Consider the following 17063-nt stretch of genomic DNA (forward strand, 5'->3'; position numbering starts at 1 on the left):
TTGAATCTTACGTATCTTTGATCATGCAACGCATTTCCCGCACGATTACCATCTCAAACCGTATCCTTTATCGAATACCTAGTAAGCTATTATTTATCAGCATCAACACAGGCTTACATTTATTTCAACATGTGCGGTTCACCTTTACTTTATGTTTATTGCTTTCAATAGCATTCAATACTTCTTATGCCCATTTATCGGAAGACTCTTTACGATTGGTTTTAGACCGAAAAGAGCTATCTAGCCAAGATCGATTAGAAACAATGGCTAGGTTAGCTGAATTTTTATATTATAGAAGAGATCCCAGATTAGCCTTCGAGTTACTAGATAAAGCACTAAAATTATCAAAACGGCTTGATAATATTGATCAAACCACGAGCTTATACGCGCTTCTTGCCATGCAGCATAGCAACGATGGAAATATACAGCTCGCCTTGTCAAGTTTAGATAGCGCCCAATTTTATGCAAAAAAATCAGCGAACAAACGGAGCAAAGCCTTAGTCCAGCTCTCCAAAGGGACAATTCAGCTTGCGCAAAATGAGCCGCATGAAGCCATTGCCAGTTTATTGCTTGCTGCCAAAGACTTCGACGGGGATCATGATTATTCCTATGAAAGCAACCTTTATACAACAATTTCCACCATTTATGGCCAATGGTCTGATCTTCCCAATCAAGACAAATACGCGCGAATAGCGCGTTATAGCGCTGAAAGGAGTAAAGATCTCGATAAGTTAATTGCTGCGTATCGATGTACAGCCAATAACTTTATGGCGCACTATGAAGCCAACACGATCCGAAAACAATTGTTGGACTCTGCGCTTGTACGAAATAAAGCGGCTTTCTCTTTGGCAAAAAAGAACAAAGATCGTATTATTCATGTTACTGAAATTGCCGCATTAGCCAAAAATATTGCCGCTATTTACGAGCAATATTTTCCGGAAAGTTCACACGATTCTGCTCGTTATTACCTGGAAATCGCTATTGAAGAAGCTCAATTCAGCAAAGAAAACACAGTGCTTGCAGACAGCTACGTCATGCTAGCGAAACAACAAATTGAAAAAGGCAATTTGACTGAGGCCGAGATGCTGGTGGGAAACGCAATAATGGCACTTCATCGAGACCCTACTGTTAATAATGAAATTGAAGCAAAAATTTTCTACTGCCTTGCCGTTATGAAGGAAAAGCAAGAAGATTTAAATGGCGCTCTTCGCAATTACAAACTTTATGTAGATGCCTACACTACATTATTCAATACGGAAAAAATGAGCTTGGGTAAACGTTTAGACGCTCAATATGAGGCAGGAAAAAAAGAAAAGGCACTCCTGGTATTACAGCAGCAAGTTCAATTTAACCAGAAGCTGAATCGCATTTACATCGCATTCAGTCTGACAAGCTTTTTAACGCTCCTCTTTCTTTTTTATGCCTATAAGCAGCGGGTGAAGGCCATGAAGCAACAGGATAAATTGCACCAAATGGAAGTAAATAAAATCAGGCAGGAACATCGCATTTCCCTTTTATCCGCCATGCTCGATGGCCAGGAGCAAGAACGGAGCAGGTTAGCACGTGATTTACATGATGGTTTAGGCGGATTATTATCAGGAGTAAAAATAGAATTGGCAGGTTTCATGCAACTTTTAAAAAACGATAGTCAACAACAGCTAATGAATAGAACTTTACAGCATTTGGACGGAGCGATTGGAGAGCTCAGACGAATTGCTCACAGTATGATGCCTGAGATACTCATGCGTTACGGACTGGGAGAAGCCATACGTGAATATTGCCAAAAATTGAAATCTTCCGGTATTAACATCCAGTGTCAAATCTATCACTACACCAATAAAATGGAAGCCTCCAGGCAATTGGTACTGTACAGAATCATGCAAGAACTGGTAAATAACGCAGTAAAGCATGCACATTCATCTCTTATCCTGGTTCAACTACAGCAGATCGAGCAGTCTGTAACACTTATTGTGGAAGATGATGGAAACGGCTTCGATGTGAAAGCTTTATTAGCAGCCGGTAAGGGAGCGGGTTTAACAAATATAGAATCCAGGGTTGAATTTCTGAATGGAACGATGGATTTCCATTCAGAAATAGGAGCTGGTACAACGGTTACCATTGAATGTAACGAAGTATAAGGACATTAAACAATTTAGTCGTTACCGGTAAAACCATATTGCCGCCATACATCTTCCGGGACTCCATCCCACGGCCCGGGGCGGTTACCGACATAACCAATATCCTTCACCCCAATTTCACTGGTAAAAAAACCGGAAGCGGTGAGATTTCGCATTAAACTAAAAAAAGCCACCCCCTGCTGCATTTCGGGTCTTGCCTTCAGCGGATAGGCTATTTCATCTATCAGCGTTAGCTGATCCCTTTCACTGCATTCAACAAAAGGCTTATTAAAACGCTTTAAACACTGTACGTCCAGCCATTTTAAACCTCCCCGCATGGGTAATTTGTAGTCAGGAATGTCTTTTACCATGAACTCGATAAAAGCCGGTACGCCGGCCTTTGAAGCACTTTCCGAAAAATCGTCTTTAGGGATAATAATATCTGCAAGCACCGTAATAGAGGCCATTTCGTGTTCCGAAAAAAAACGCTCCTTATTTAGTTCCGTATTACGGGCATGTTCGAATTCCTGCACACCAGGTAATTTACCTGAATTTTGTACAGACTCTTCCACCGTTTTGTTAGCATCTCCTTGTCTACATGATTCTAACAAAAGGCCTGTACCCACCGTAGTAAGCCCTATCGCTTTAATCGACTCTCTCCTGTTCATTGTCGTTAAATATTAAGTTTACTTCTTTGTTCTAAAATATGTTCTGCCGTTCGCATAGACAGTGCCAAAATCGTCCAGGTAAGATTTTTATCTCCCTGTTGTACAAAAGGTGCGGCATCTACTACAAATAAATTTTTGCAATCATGTGATTGGCACCATTTATTTAACACCGATTTCTTTGGATCGTCACCCATACGAACCGTACCTCCTTCATGAATGATTTTTCCCGGCGCTTCTAAACCATAAGATGTATCTGCGCCATAGGTAGGAGATGTTATGATCGCACCCATTTCGTGCATAATAGATTGGAAAGTTTCCTGCATGTGCTTGGCCTGAGCCACTTCTTCCCTACCCCATTTATAATGGAACCTTAATACCGGAATGCCGAACTTATCCACTTTATTCGGATCGATTTCGCAGTAATTATCTTTATGTGCTAAGGCAGTACCTCGTCCTGCCATTCCTACATTTGCACCATAAAAGCGCCTATAATCATTCTTTAATGAAACACCATAACCACCTTGTTCCTTCGTTTTACCATGTTTATCAGGTACCTTTCCATTCACCGACGGAACCCAATCCAGAAAACCATAAGAAGGCATGTGTAAGCCGCCGCCATACTCTATGTGATACCCACGCGGAAAGTCCAATTTTTTGTTATCGAGCCACCATGGTGAATAAATATGTACACTGCCTGTTCCGTCTTCATTATAGCGCTTTCTCTCCATTAATTCCGGAATAAAGCCCGACATGCTTGAACCTGTCGAATCATGTAAATACCTTCCTACTAATCCGCTGCTATTACCCAGTCCGCCGGGATGAGCCTTCGATTTTGAATTCAGTAAAAGCCGGGCAGACTCACAAGCACTGGCGCCTAATATCACCAATTTACCCCGTACGCTATATTCTTTCAAATCTACCGTATTCACATAAGAGACACCGGTAGCCAAACCCTCGTCATTGGTGAGTACTTCACGTACCATCGCGTTATCGATCACCTTCAAATTATTGGTTTTCATTGCCGGAATTACCAAACAGGAAGACGAAGAGAAATCGCCATAAACTTTACAGCTACGCCCACATTGTCCGCAATAAAAACATGTTCCACGCCCCTTCATCCCGGGAAGCGCCTCCGTCAATACGGAGCCTCTGCCTGGAATAACAGTGACACCGGCTTTTTTTGCGCCTCGTTTAATAAACAACTCATTTAAACGGGGTTTTGGTGGTTTCAGAAAAATACCATCGGGTTCATTTGGTAGCCCTTCAACTGTACCATAAATACCAATCAGTCGATCCACTTTATCATAAAACGGCTTTACCTCCTCGTAAGTAATGGGCCATTCGTCAGTCACACCGTCGGTAGGCTTGAAATCAGCTGGTCCCATTCGAAGAGAGATACGTCCCCAATGGTTTGTTCTTCCACCAAGCATACGCGCCCTAAACCATTGGAAATCAGTTCCGTCAACCGTAGAGTACGGTTCACCTTCCAGCTGCCATCCTCCGTAAGCGGCGTCAAAGTCGCCAAAGGGCCTTACCGTGGATGCGCCGCGTCTAGGTGATTCCCACGGCCATCTAAGTTGCAAAGCATCTTTAGCTGGGTCAAAAAAGGGACCCGCCTCCAACATTAAAACTTTAAGTCCCGCATTCGCTAGAACGTATCCCGCCATGCCCCCGCCGGCGCCGGAGCCAACTACAATTGCATCATACACTTGGTCCTGCTCCTGAATTTCAAAATGTTTCATTAAACGTAGTTTAGTTTATCGTTAATGCCTTCAACGAAACGCACACAAAAGTTTTATTCTGATTTATATATATTCCGTATTAGACATGTTGGTTGTTAGCCCCTAAAGATAGATGATTATTTTGGAAATTCTATAAACATGCAATAAAAAAAATGCATTTTTAGCCATGCTAATATGTTTTAGGTGATCATGATTAGCAAGCGTTTTGTCACAAACGTCACAACGCGTCTATTGGAAAGCTTGTATCTACAAGCTTTTTTAGCTAGCTTTGTGTTGGGTTTAGTTACAAAAGAGATTGGTGCAACGCCAAATTGATAGCCAACTCGTTAAATCCTAAGGGAATGGTTTCCGTTCCCTTTTTTGTTAGCTTATAAAACCTTTTACATAATCTTTAGTCAATGCTTCTTTTGGGTTCAACAGCACTTCTTCGGTTGGCCCGAATTCGATAATTTCCCCCATATATACGAAGACAATAAAGTCGGACACCCTTCTGGCCTGACGTAAAATATGAGTAACAAGTACGATGGTATAGTTTTCTTTCAGCTTGATGAGTAAATCCTCGATTGTCTTCGTAGAAATTGGATCGAGTGCAGAGGTTGATTCATCCCCCAAAATAATCTCCGGTTCAACAGCAAGTCCCCTAGCGAGGCATAATCGTTGTTGTTGCCCAATAGACAGAGCACTGGCAGACGTATGGAGACGATGCTTCACTTCTTCCCAAAGTCCAACTGCTTGTAGGTAATGTTCCACTAAGACATTCAACTCTTTCTTATTTTTTAAACCATGTATACGTGGGCCATAGGCGATATTATCATAAATTGACATCGGTAATGGAAATGGCCTTTGCGCGAGTAGTCCCATTTTTTTTCGTATGTGGGTAACTTCCGTTTTTGGTCCGTAAATATCTTCTCCGTCCACTAACACACTTCCGCTTATATTTACTTCCGGGATATCGTCCAGCAACCGATTAAGGCTTTTCAATAAGGTTGTTTTGCCGCAACCTGAAGGGCCTATGATAGAGGTGACGCTTTTATCAGGAATATTTATGTTGATGTTTTTTAACAAGTGATTACCACTGATGTGTACATTTAAATCTTTTACACTGATATGAGGGGTTTGCGTCATGACTTTTTGCGTCTTTTATTAGTAAGCAACGTGCTTAAAACCACAATAATTAAAATGAAAATGGATAAAATGAATGCAGAAGCGTAGGCCCTGCCTTGTACTTCCGGAATCGGGCTACCCAATTGAAAAAATATGGCCAAAGGTAAGGTTGCCGCCGGCTCGTTCAGTGAAGTGGGAATGTTATCGCTGAAACCTGCAGTAAACATAACAGCGGCGACATCTCCTACGCCTCTTCCGAAAGCCAATAAAACAGCTGTTAAGATACCGGCTTTAATTTGTCGAAAATAAATTTTTGCCATCTCCCAACGCGTTGCTCCTAAAGACAGCACGGCCTCTTTTAATTCCTTAGGCACATGAATAATCACTTCGTCCAAGGTTCTTACCATTATAGGAATAACCAATAAAGCCACTGCAATGACGCCGCCCAATAAAGAGGCCCTAACTCCTAGATAAACCATCAAACTGAAAGCAAAGGCACCATAAACAATGGATGGGATCCCGAACAAGACATCAAAGGAAAGTTTGGCAAAACGTGCAAAACGATTTTCTTTTTTTAGATAGATATTTAAGTAAATTGCCACAGGTAAGCTGATGAGCATACCTAGCAATGTTGCGCCACCGGCGACGTATATCGAGCCGATTATTGCGTTCAGGACGCCGCCCGATCGTCCAAAATAATAGCCACCATTCGGGGTTTTTGTTAACATATCTAAACTTAAAAAAGGCAAGCCTTTTATAATAACCGTGCCAATGATTAAAAAGAGCGATAGCCCTACCAAAATAGTCGAGCCTATCATGAGACCCTTAAAGATAAGTTCTTCTATTTTTCTTCTACGCATTTCGAACGCTTATTTTTTGGAGGATTAACCTGGAAATTATATTAAAGATCAAAATAATGACGAATAGAGCCAAGGCTGAAAACATAAGCGCAGCATCGTACAGAGGAACCGACATCATTTCGCCAAAGTTATTAGCTAATAAGGCCGGCAAAGGATAAGCCGGGTCAAAGATCGACTGCGGCGCAATGGGTACATTGCCGCAAACCATCAAAACGGCTATTGTTTCGCCAAATGCCCTGGATACAGCCAGCACGATGGCGGCTATGATTCCCGGCATCGCCTTCCTTAAAACTACCTTTTTGATGGTCTCCCACTTCGTAGCACCCAATGAAAGCGATGCCTCCCGCAGTTCCTTCGGAATGGTTTGCAAAACCTCAACTATAATACTTACAATTAGCGGAAATATCATAACAGCCAATACGATCCCGCCGGCTAAAACCGTAAAACCGGTTGAGAAATCAACAAAAAAAGGGGCAACATACTTTTGGACTAAAGGCACAACAAATAGCACTCCCCATACACCGTAAATAACCGGTGGAATACCCGCCAACATGTTGATCATAGGTAAAAAGAAATTCTTAAACCGATTGGGCGCATATTCAGAGACATAGATCGCAGTAAGCAAACATAATGGAATAGCAATCGCTATAGACATGCCCGTCACCCACAATGTCCCCATAATGAAAGGGTAAAACCCGAAGGATCCTTTTAGGGGACGCCATACATTCGAACTTATTAACTCCCAGACGGAATAGTCTTGTAAAATAGGCAAAGAGCGCCAATAAAGTCCAACACCTATCAACAAAACCATTGATACGGATAAAATGGAGAAAACGAGCATCGCTCCACTAATTACTTTATCCTTGAACAAACGTATTTTCATTTTATTTTTGCTAATTCCTGAGCCGTTAATTCTTTATTCAAACTCACGTAGCCATTCTCAGGTAAGCGAGCCTGCCCTTTTGCTGAAAGAATATATTCTAAGAAGGATATGAGTATTTTGTTTTTTGGTTTGCCATGGAATAAGAGGCCAAGTGTTCTTGCTGGCGGGGAAGGGTAACGACCGTCACCGATTGCTTGATTTAAACTATCAAGATTTTGATAATAATACTCATAAGGGTCAATTTGTCCATTTTTGTTCCAATCAATAGGAATGATTTGCACATTCTGCTGCGGCTTTCGATCTTTTAAACTATAAACGTAATTCAAGTTACTGAAACCAATCGATAATGGATCTCGCATAATCGCTTGAGCCTGGCCCGGATCACCAAACACACCTATTCCCAACAGATCCTCTTGGGAAGCGTCAAGAAATTTCGCCCATGTTTCCGCAGCACCGGCTGCATCAGATCGAACATACACGTGCATGTCGTAGTCATTGTCAATACCTGCTAACTGATTCCAACGGGTGATTTTTGCTTTCAAAAAAACATCAATAAATTCCTCTTTTGTTAATCCACGCTTTACAATCTGTTCTGCCGCAGGGTTGTTGGCATTACAAGTTGCCACGACGGCATCATTTGCTACGTTGACTAGAAAAGCGCCCTTCTCGAACTCCTCCGGATGAATATCACGCGACACCATACCGATATCTACCATATCGGATAATACGTCAGCGATTCCTTTACCGGCACCTCCCGCTGAAATATTGAAACGTACGTTTGGATGATTTTCTTTAAAATCTTCACTCCACTGTATGAGCATCGGATAAAGCGCAAAAGCACCCGATATAGATATGGTCTCCTGATTTTCCTGTCGTTCTTTTTCTGTGTAGGTACACCCGATTATTCCAAGCAAAACGCCACCTATCAATCCGAAAGATAAGTATTTTATCATTTGTTAAGTTGATTCAATTTTCTTGCTCGGAAACATCTACCCCAATTACTTATTTCTTCAATCACGCCCTTTAGCTCATACGCGATGGCCGTTAGCTGATACTCCGTATATATTGGCCGTTCCCTACAGGCACCTTTTGTTATCAACCCGTTTCGTTCCAGCACTTTTAGTTCTTTTGATAAAGCCCTAGGTGAAATATTTCCGATATATTCTTTTATTTCGTTAAAGCGCTTATGTCCTTTGGCTAAAGCAACAATCAATTTTAAACTCCATTTACCACCTATAGCATTTTGTGCCTCATGGATAGAAGATAGGTCAATAGCAAAGTCAGGCAAAATCGAATCAAGCGGGTATTCTTTAGTTGTTTCCATTTTCTATCACTTACTGCTAAATAAGATAAGGGGTAAAGTTAATAGAAAAAATCAAAAATCTACAAAAACCATAGACATTATATTTATAAATAGGGAGGTTGTCTACGATCGTTATTAGCATTTGTTATGATGTAATAAAAAAATAAATAAAGTCTATTGGTTTAGTAGACTTTCTTGTTTACTTTTGTTGACTACAGTATAGTTACAAAGAAGGATGGCGGACACGATTATCTAGACAAAAAGATTCAAGGATGACAAATGCGGAATTACTTTATCAAATAAAAAGTCATAGAAAAGCCAAAGGCTTGTCGCAAGGCGATATGGCGAATAAGTTGAACATTGTTCTTAAGACGTACCAGAACATAGAAAGCGGCATCACTCGCTTGGATATTGAGCGATTGAAACAAATCGCAAGTCTAATTGACTTAAATTTAAGCACTGTATTTAATCAATCACCGGAGACAATGGCGGGCAAAAATATAGAGAAGGAACTATACCATAAATTGCTTATGGAAAAAGAAACGTACATCACAAAGCTAGAAAATGATATCAAGTTCTACCAAGAAATCTTACGTGAAAACAAGCATTTTTTATAAGAAGTAGAAGTGAATGTAACGCCCCCCATCAGCGGAAATTCCTTTGAAGTCGCGGGTAGATTCGAACTACCGTAAAAGGTCGTGCAGACCTCCACCTAACCGCTCGGTCACGCGACATTTTTTAAAGATCTTGACTACCCTCCCCATTGTTTAAGGATTTAACTTCATTTTTCTTTTGGCGTTTTTTTTCTCTTATCGACGTATTTTCATCGCTTTCTATTTCCAGGCAACGCAAGCAATAGTCATATTGAACATCTATGTATACTTGCTCTTCGTCGGATTCAATTCCCCCTCTTTTCATGATTTAATATTTTAAATAATAATCCCTCATAGGTGGCAAACAGCGCTTACTATTCAGTCCTTAAAGTAGTATCTAAAGCACCACCTACCAAAAACACAGAATGATTTTTCAAACAAAGATAAAGAATTTTTAATAAAGAATATTAAGTCTATAAAATTAGTATACTATATTTTACTGCTTATTAAAGTGACTAGGAGATCGTTTACACACGCACGTATTTTGCAGACGCGCAAACGTTCGTTCGGACCATAAACTCCTCAATCACTTACCAACCCTTGATAGCGCCTCCTTTAAATACTTTTTCTGCGACAGCCTCCACTTCGGGGGATTGGTAGGCTTCAACAAATTTTTTCACCTTTTCTTCATGCTGATTGTCAGTACGAGATACGATTATGTTTACATAAGGCGATTTTTCATCTTCCACGAAAATCCCATCCTTTTTCGCAACCAGTCCAATAGAAGCGGCAAAGGTATTGTTTATGATCGCTACCGTAACCTGGGCATCATCTAAAGATCTCGGCAACTGAGGCGCTTCCAATTCGAGAATTCGCAAACTTTTCGGATTCTCAACAATATCATTGACTGTGGGTAATAGACCGACACCGTCTTTTAATTTGATCAAGCCGACTTTCTCCATTAGCAACAAAGCACGCCCGCCATTAGTAGGATCATTAGGAATAATAATGGTATTACCCACTTGCAATTGATCGATATTTTTTATTTTCTTCGAATAACCAGCCAATGGAAAAACGAATGTGTTACCTAAAATAGCGAAATCATAACCTCGTTGCTTTGCCTGCACATCCAAATAGGGCTTGTTTTGAAAAACATTCACATCAATATCATTTTGCCGAAGCGCCTCATTCGGCATCACATAGTCGTTAAACTGCACAAGCTCGACTTCCAGTCCGTATTTTTCTTTTGCCACTCGTTGGGCCGCTTCAGCGAGGCTATACTCCGGACCGGCTTCCACACCTACTTTGATGTGATTGGGATTATTTTTAGATGCATTTCCACAAGATGCAAACACAATTAAAAGGATTATCCCTAACAAGCTAAAATTCTTCATAAATTCTTCAATTATTTTCTATGATCTACCTTCTTTGAAATAAAATCGCCTAGAAACTGAATAAGGAATACCAGCGCAACGAGCAATAGAAGCACAACATTCATTACTACGGCATCGTAGCCTACATAGCCATATTGGTAACCGATATGCCCCAATCCCCCAGCCCCCACAGCCCCACCCATAGCTGAATAACCAACTAAGGTAATAAGCGTTATGCTTGCACTGTTTATAATGGCGGGAAGGGCTTCGGGTAATAATACTTTACGAACAACCTGAATAGGCTTAGCTCCCATGGCTCTTGCTGCTTCAACCAGTCCGTGCGGCACTTCCAACAAGCAGTTCTCAATCATTCTGGCAATAAAGGGCGCAGCACCGATACTTAAGGGCACTAGGGCGGCCCCAACTCCGATGGATGTACCTACTACCAAACGGGTGAAAGGAATCATCCAAACGATAAGAATAATAAAGGGAATCGAACGAAAGACGTTTACAACTACCGCGATAACTCTATTTAACTTTCTGTTAGCCAACATCTGTTCTTCGCGTGTCATAAACAATAAAACACCCGTCGGCAAACCCAAACAGAAACCAAAAAAACCCGATACAAAGGTCATAACGATTGTTTCCCAGGTTCCTTTTAATAGCATCAGCAGCATTGCGTCAGACATAACCTATGACCTCCACCTCTAATTTTTTGTCTTTAAAATAATTAATCACATTTGTTATCGCATCGATACTACCACTGATTTTCAATAACATAACACCGACTTGCATATCTCCTAGCGTATCCATTTTCGCATTCAATACTTCATAATCAATGCCAAATAACTTGACAATGGAAGAAAGCAAAGGCTGATCAGTGCTAGCTCCATTAAAACGCACTTTTAACAATAAATCCTTGCCGTTATCTTCAGAAACCTGTACTAAACGATTCAGATACTCGTGTGCGATATCTACGTGAAGGGAAGAATTTATAAATTGCTGCGTTAAATCAGTCTTTGCATTTGAAAATATTTCTCGTACACTGCCCCGCTCTATTACTCTCCCTTCCGATAAAACAGCAACATCATCACAAATTGCCTTCACTACATCCATTTCATGGGTGATTAGGACAATCGTTATATTTAATCGTTTATTGATATCTTTTAACAAGTTTAAAATGGATCGAGTTGTCGCCGGATCGAGCGCACTGGTTGCTTCATCGCAAAGCAAAACAGCAGGATCGCTCGCTAATGCTCTGGCTATGGCTACACGCTGTTTTTGCCCACCCGATAAGCTAGCGGGATATTCGTCACTTTTACTCTCCAAACCAACTAAATCCAACAGTTCTTTAACTTTTAATTGAATATGTTCTTTTGATGTGCCAATTAACTCAAGGGGAAAAGCGATATTTTCGAAAACTGTTCGCGAGGACAATAAATTAAAATGCTGAAATATCATACCGATCTTTCGTCTGACATCGATGAGTTTACCTGGTGACAATGTCATAAGATCCACATCATTAATCAGCACTTGACCTTGGGTAGGTCTTTCAAGTAAATTAATACATCTTATGAGCGTGCTTTTCCCAGCACCCGATGAACCAATAATTCCATATATACGACCTTCCGGAATTTTCAAGTTGACCTCGGTAAGCGCCTTAATATCGATGTTTTTCTTCCGAAAAACTTTGCTTATATCCTTTAGTTCAATCATATATTTACCGTCCGTAAAGCCGACGATGTCCTGATGTATTATTGATATATCAAAACCAAATTACAGCCTCAACAAGAATAGAGAGGCAAAGGTAGAATAAAAGTTAAAAATCTACAACTCTAATAGACTATTAAGGTTTATTCGGTTGTATCCTTATTACATACATAATGATAAAAAACACCTGATATCTCAGCCAGGTATTGTTGCGCCAACTTTTCATCGACTCCCATAGAAAGTAATATGAGTACATATTTCCTTCCGTCCGGTAAAAAAACGATACCTGAATCATGGCACACCTTGTTGATTGAGCCGGTTTTATTAGCCACTTTGACGTCCGCTGGCAACTCTGCAGGGATTATGCCTCGAAAATGCTGCTTCATCAGTATATCGAGCATTTGTTCGCTCGATCTGCTGTTAATCATTTCGCCTCTTGCCAGTTGTACGAACAAGAGTGATAGATCATAGGCGCTTACCATATTGTTCATTCCATGTGCAAAGGCTTTACTATCTTCCACACCTCGAAGAATTTTCATTTCCTTCGCTCCTAAACGTTCCATTGTCTTCATCACATTCTTTGCCCCCACTAGATCTATTACAATGTTAGTCGCAAGGTTACTACTCTGTGTTATCATTCGCAAAAGCAAATCGGCAAGCGCCGCCTTCTTTCCTATTAATGAATAAAGTCCTTGTTCACTGTCGTCCCGTGCGTCAATTGCATAACTACTACCATCATAAATGCTTTTGAATTCGTTATAAACTTCAACAGAGTCCGACAGCGCTAACTTACCGCGTTCTATTTGCCTAAATGTCTCCGCCAATACAGGTGTCTTCATTGTACTGGCAGCATGAAACAATTGGTGTTCATTATAGAAAAAGGTATCGTTATCCGATAAATCTTTAAATGCTATCGCGAAAGTTCCGGGATTTCCTTTTTGAAGAACTTTCTCTATTTTTCTCTTTAACATTAAGGTATCATTTATGGCGTTTTTATCAGGTTTGAGAATTACCGACTCCCAGTCGTTATCTGCATCAGTAAAGGTCGATATGAAGTTCGCCTCACGGATTGATTTGTCGGGATTCAAAGAAAAGGATAACATGGGCGCTGAACTTCGATCCCGGTTGTCAAAAGCTAGATTAAAGATATCTCCATGAAAGTGCCGTAACGATGCATTTAATTGCGGTGAATTTAAGAATCGTATTTTTAACGAATCATGTTCGGCTTTAATACGAACCTTTCCCAATAACTTATTGGTATATACACCGGTATAGGCTTCTAAAGGTAAACTTAACTTTAACGTGGAGTCGGGACGCAGCTGTTTCTCTATAGAATCTTGTTTAATGCTCGCGTTATCTGCTTCTTTTTTATAGCCGGCGATCCAATCAAAGGACTGTGTTTGTAAATAATAATCTAGCAAGTGATTAATGATGGACCAATAGGCTCCCGACGATAATTGATTAGTCAATACAACAATGCCCAAACGTTTCTGTGGTACCATTGCGATTTGTGAAACAAAACCCGTCAAAAGTCCACCATGCCCGATTACCTCATACCCTCTATAGTCGTATTTTCTGAAACCTAAAGCGTATCCATAGAAATTTTTCTGTGCAGGCTGAAGCCAAGCAGGCTCCTTCGATATCGGCATAGGTCTTACGATCTTCCAAAGCTCCTGCGTCGCGTTCGATGCAAACAAGCGTCCTCCGTTTAATGTTAATCCCGAGTCCAATTGCGCGGCTACCCATTTCGTCATATCAACGGCACAGGATGCTATCCCTCCCGCTGGGTTTCCTGCATCGCCAATATTCTGATCAAAAAAACTGGCAACTACCTTCAATTGGCCTTTTCGTTTCACATGTGCATAAGCAACGTTTTTTTGCTGTTTAAGCATGGAAAACCGGCTTATGCTGTGTTGCATACCTACAACATCGAAAATTCTCTTTTTAATAAAATCTTCCCAAGTTATACCCGACACCTTTTCAATCACTTCACCAGCTGCTATATAGAGAATATTATCATAGGCATATACAGACCGAAAGTCATGTTGAAGGGGTACGTCCGCCAACTTCCGTAATAATTCTTGTCGACTAAAGGTAGAGGGTGGAAACAACAACAAATCATTGGCATATGCGGGTAATCCGCTGTGGTGCACCAATAGATCACGTATCGTTAAATGACTTGTAACATAAGCATCATTCAGTTGAAACCAGGGCAAGTACTTGATTACTCGATCTTCCCATTTTAACTTTCCCTCCTCTACCAATAAGGCTAGAGCCGTTGCCGTAAAGGCTTTACTATTGGAAGCAATACTAAAAAGTGTTTCTTCTGTCACAGGTGCGGCTTCGCCTAACCTCCTCACACCGTAGCCTTTAGTCAGTATGATTTTTCCATCTTTTACAATACCGACGCTTAGCCCCGGCACATCAAAAGTCTTCAGCACCTGATGCACATAGTTGTCAAAGCCTTGGGGTAGAGATAAATCCTGCGCAAGTACCAAGCTGGCCGGAAGCAAGAAACAAAGGAAACTATAAATGAATACCTGTAATCTCAGATACTGAATCTTAAAAATAAAAATTTTCACTTCTCTGTTTTTATTAACGTTTTTTCAAAAAAATCAGCGACTGCGCGGTCAACCTTTAATTGGTTATGATAGCGCATCCAATGATGTGTCTCGTCAGGAATCATAATCGTTTCCAAGTGAATCGATTTCCTCTTTAAACGCTCAATTAAATCAATACTTTGGTGAAAGTCGACATTGCCATCGTCATCACCGTGTATAATTAATGTAGGCGATTTCCAATGATCAACCCACGAAACGGGTGATGACTCCTTAGTTAACTGCATAGCTAGATCCAAGTCAGGCGCCGGTTCAGTCGCACGGAGGTTAATCCGTTCCATGTAATTATGTACACCATGAATATCGACACCTGCCGCAAAAAGGTCTGCATTTTTGCCGAGGGCCAAGGCAGTAAGGTATCCACCATAAGAACCTCCATAGACGCCTATGCGTTGTGCATCTACATCTTTGCGCTTTGCAAGCCATTCACCGGCCGATTGGATGTCTTGATATTCCGATGCGCCAAATCGTCCTGCATTAGCCGGTTTGTGAAACTCGAAACCATAACCGATACCCAGACGGTAATTAACTGCCAATACAACGAAACCCTTGCTCACCAAGTATTGATTCAAGGCATAAGTGTTGGCATAATAATCACCATAGTGCCATCCTGCTAGCATTTGTCGTTGCGGACCGCCGTGAATGAACAGGATGGCCGGATGCCGTTTAACTTTATTCTTAGGCTCAAACAGTTGCCCGTATACGGTTTTTCCATCTATCGATTTCCAACTTACCGACTTTGGCTTTATTAAGGAAGCATCACGAAGTGATTGGGGGATTAACTTTTCTCCAATGAGCTTTACGGAGGCATTGACTTGAAATGGCATCACTGCCGGTGTCGGAGCTAGTTGTTCGGTTGATTTAACAAATACTACGTGCCCGCCATCTCCCGTAAGCTGTGGAAAAGCCTCAATCCCTGTTCCTTTTGTTAACGCTTCCATTTGACTGTGACTAACGGACACTCGATACAGGTGACGTCGGTCGATATCATCGTTATTTTCACCTGTATTAGCACTGAATAGCAGCCACTTTCTATCAGCACTTAAATGTACGTGCTCCACCATAAAGTTCCCTGGTGTAAGCAATGAGGCTTCGCCACCTGCTGATGAAATGCTATATAAATGTGGCCAGCCGTCATGATAAGATAAAAACACAATACGTTCTTTATCCGCCCAATGCAAATTAAAACCTCCATCTGTAGTTGGAACTGAACCACTTAGGCTATGGGGAGAAGACCATATTTTCGTACTGCGACCATCATCCAAATCGCAGCGCCAAATCGTCCAAGGCCTCGCTTTTTGTACCGTTAACGAGTCTGAGGCACCACGAATGGCTGCTGTCCTTACGAAAACAACCGCAGTGCCATCAGGCGCCCATCGAGGGGATAAATCCCGACTAAAATCCGGTGCTAACCATTGAATGGGTGTTTTTATATCATGAAATACGCCAATGAGTGAATGATCATCCCGATCGGAGACAAAAACAACTTTAGAACCATCCGGCGAAAATTGGGCCCCGCCATTTTTACCACGAGCAAAGAATAAAGGCTTCGCTTCTTGCCCACCATTAATGGGAACCGTCCAAAGCTGTCCATCTTGCTCAAATAAAACCTCCTTGCTATCCGGTGCAATGATGGGATAATCTCCTTCTCCTAAACATATTGGATCTCCGCCTTCAAAGGGTATGCTCCAAACTTCTACTTTTGGCTTAATAGGGAGAGATGAAGGATTTCTTGGCTCACTCTCGTCAAAGGCACCATGATCACCGCCTTTTACATAAACTACCCATCTCCCATCGTTCGAAATTTTAAGACCACTCAGTTCTTGCCCATCGTCTGCTAAGAAGTTGGTTAACCGACGCAATTCAAAAGTTGGTCCTTCAGCAACCCATATGTTTCGCTTCCCTTGCTCATTGATTGCCAATCCTATTTTACTTCCCGTACCACCCGTTACTAAGGAAGAAGGAAAGGGATAGGATGTAAGTGTTTCTAAACTCAATTCCTGCGACTTACAAAAGAAGCAACCAATAACAAAAAGACAACCAAGAATATTCTTTTTAAGGTGCATATTTTATTGTTCTAAAACTAAGCGAT

Annotated in this window: 15 protein-coding genes; 2 read left to right on the forward strand and 13 right to left on the reverse strand. The window is 41.2% G+C overall.

Annotated features, from left to right (window positions below; genetic code table 11):
- Nucleotides 1-23 precede the first annotated feature (23 nt).
- Nucleotides 24-2138: a sensor histidine kinase gene (locus tag FKG96_RS20560; protein WP_130858433.1), complete on the forward strand. Its 2115-nt coding sequence runs from the start codon at nt 24-26 to the stop codon at nt 2136-2138.
- Nucleotides 2139-2152: 14 nt separating this feature from the next.
- On the opposite strand, the gene FKG96_RS20565 is transcribed toward FKG96_RS20560, so the two are convergent.
- From FKG96_RS20565 to FKG96_RS20595, 7 genes are all read right to left on the reverse strand, one after another.
- The gene (locus tag FKG96_RS20565; RefSeq protein ID WP_130858434.1) at nt 2153-2785 is read right to left on the reverse strand and encodes a gluconate 2-dehydrogenase subunit 3 family protein; all 633 of its coding nucleotides are present in this window, start codon (nt 2783-2785) and stop codon (nt 2153-2155) included.
- Between the two features lie 5 nt (nt 2786-2790).
- Entirely contained in the window at nt 2791-4527 is a 1737-nt protein-coding gene (locus tag FKG96_RS20570) for a GMC family oxidoreductase (RefSeq protein ID WP_013667755.1), read from the reverse strand.
- Nucleotides 4528-4890: 363 nt separating this feature from the next.
- On the reverse strand, nt 4891-5652 hold the full coding sequence (locus FKG96_RS20575; protein ID WP_013667756.1) for a phosphate ABC transporter ATP-binding protein: 762 nt from the start codon (nt 5650-5652) through the stop codon (nt 4891-4893).
- The gene (locus FKG96_RS20580) at nt 5649-6491 is read right to left on the reverse strand and encodes a PstA family ABC transporter permease (RefSeq protein WP_013667757.1); all 843 of its coding nucleotides are present in this window, start codon (nt 6489-6491) and stop codon (nt 5649-5651) included. The genes FKG96_RS20575 and FKG96_RS20580 overlap by 4 nt, the downstream gene beginning before the upstream one ends.
- Nucleotides 6484-7374 (reverse strand): phosphate ABC transporter permease subunit PstC, encoded by an 891-nt coding sequence (gene pstC / locus FKG96_RS20585; RefSeq protein ID WP_130858435.1) that lies wholly within the window; start codon nt 7372-7374, stop codon nt 6484-6486. The genes FKG96_RS20580 and pstC overlap by 8 nt, the downstream gene beginning before the upstream one ends.
- Nucleotides 7371-8327 carry a PstS family phosphate ABC transporter substrate-binding protein gene (locus FKG96_RS20590; protein WP_013667759.1) on the reverse strand — a complete coding sequence of 319 codons (957 nt, stop codon included), beginning with the start codon at nt 8325-8327 and terminating at the stop codon, nt 7371-7373. Before FKG96_RS20590 ends, pstC begins: the two co-directional genes overlap by 4 nt.
- Entirely contained in the window at nt 8324-8698 is a 375-nt protein-coding gene (locus FKG96_RS20595) for a helix-turn-helix domain-containing protein (protein ID WP_013667760.1), read from the reverse strand. Before FKG96_RS20595 ends, FKG96_RS20590 begins: the two co-directional genes overlap by 4 nt.
- Before the next feature lie 251 nt (nt 8699-8949).
- Between FKG96_RS20595 and FKG96_RS20600 the strand changes: the two genes are divergently transcribed.
- Nucleotides 8950-9294, forward strand: a complete 345-nt coding sequence (locus FKG96_RS20600; protein ID WP_130858436.1) for a helix-turn-helix domain-containing protein — start codon at nt 8950-8952, stop codon at nt 9292-9294.
- A gap of 121 nt (nt 9295-9415) precedes the next feature.
- Here the strand turns inward: FKG96_RS20600 and FKG96_RS20605 are convergent, their stop codons facing one another.
- The 6 genes from FKG96_RS20605 to FKG96_RS20630 all read right to left on the reverse strand — a co-directional run bounded on the left by FKG96_RS20605 (nt 9416) and on the right by FKG96_RS20630 (nt 17037).
- Nucleotides 9416-9595, reverse strand: a complete 180-nt coding sequence (locus FKG96_RS20605) for a hypothetical protein (protein WP_013667762.1) — start codon at nt 9593-9595, stop codon at nt 9416-9418.
- A 265-nt stretch (nt 9596-9860) separates the two neighbouring features.
- Nucleotides 9861-10664 carry a methionine ABC transporter substrate-binding lipoprotein MetQ gene (gene metQ, locus FKG96_RS20610; protein WP_013667764.1) on the reverse strand — a complete coding sequence of 268 codons (804 nt, stop codon included), beginning with the start codon at nt 10662-10664 and terminating at the stop codon, nt 9861-9863.
- An 11-nt stretch (nt 10665-10675) separates the two neighbouring features.
- Complete coding sequence (gene metI, locus FKG96_RS20615) at nt 10676-11332, reverse strand: methionine ABC transporter permease MetI (protein ID WP_149105972.1); 657 nt, start codon at nt 11330-11332, stop codon at nt 10676-10678.
- Nucleotides 11325-12359: a methionine ABC transporter ATP-binding protein gene (locus tag FKG96_RS20620; RefSeq protein WP_130858442.1), complete on the reverse strand. Its 1035-nt coding sequence runs from the start codon at nt 12357-12359 to the stop codon at nt 11325-11327. Before FKG96_RS20620 ends, metI begins: the two co-directional genes overlap by 8 nt.
- Before the next feature lie 137 nt (nt 12360-12496).
- Entirely contained in the window at nt 12497-14935 is a 2439-nt protein-coding gene (locus FKG96_RS20625) for a serine hydrolase (RefSeq protein WP_149105973.1), read from the reverse strand.
- Nucleotides 14932-17037, reverse strand: coding sequence for a prolyl oligopeptidase family serine peptidase (locus tag FKG96_RS20630; protein WP_149105974.1), 2106 nt, complete (start codon nt 17035-17037; stop codon nt 14932-14934). Before FKG96_RS20630 ends, FKG96_RS20625 begins: the two co-directional genes overlap by 4 nt.
- Between the last annotated feature and the right edge of the window lie 26 nt (nt 17038-17063).

Source organism: Olivibacter sp. LS-1, assembly GCF_008245145.1.
Classification (GTDB): Bacteria; Bacteroidota; Bacteroidia; order Sphingobacteriales; family Sphingobacteriaceae; genus Olivibacter; species Olivibacter oleidegradans.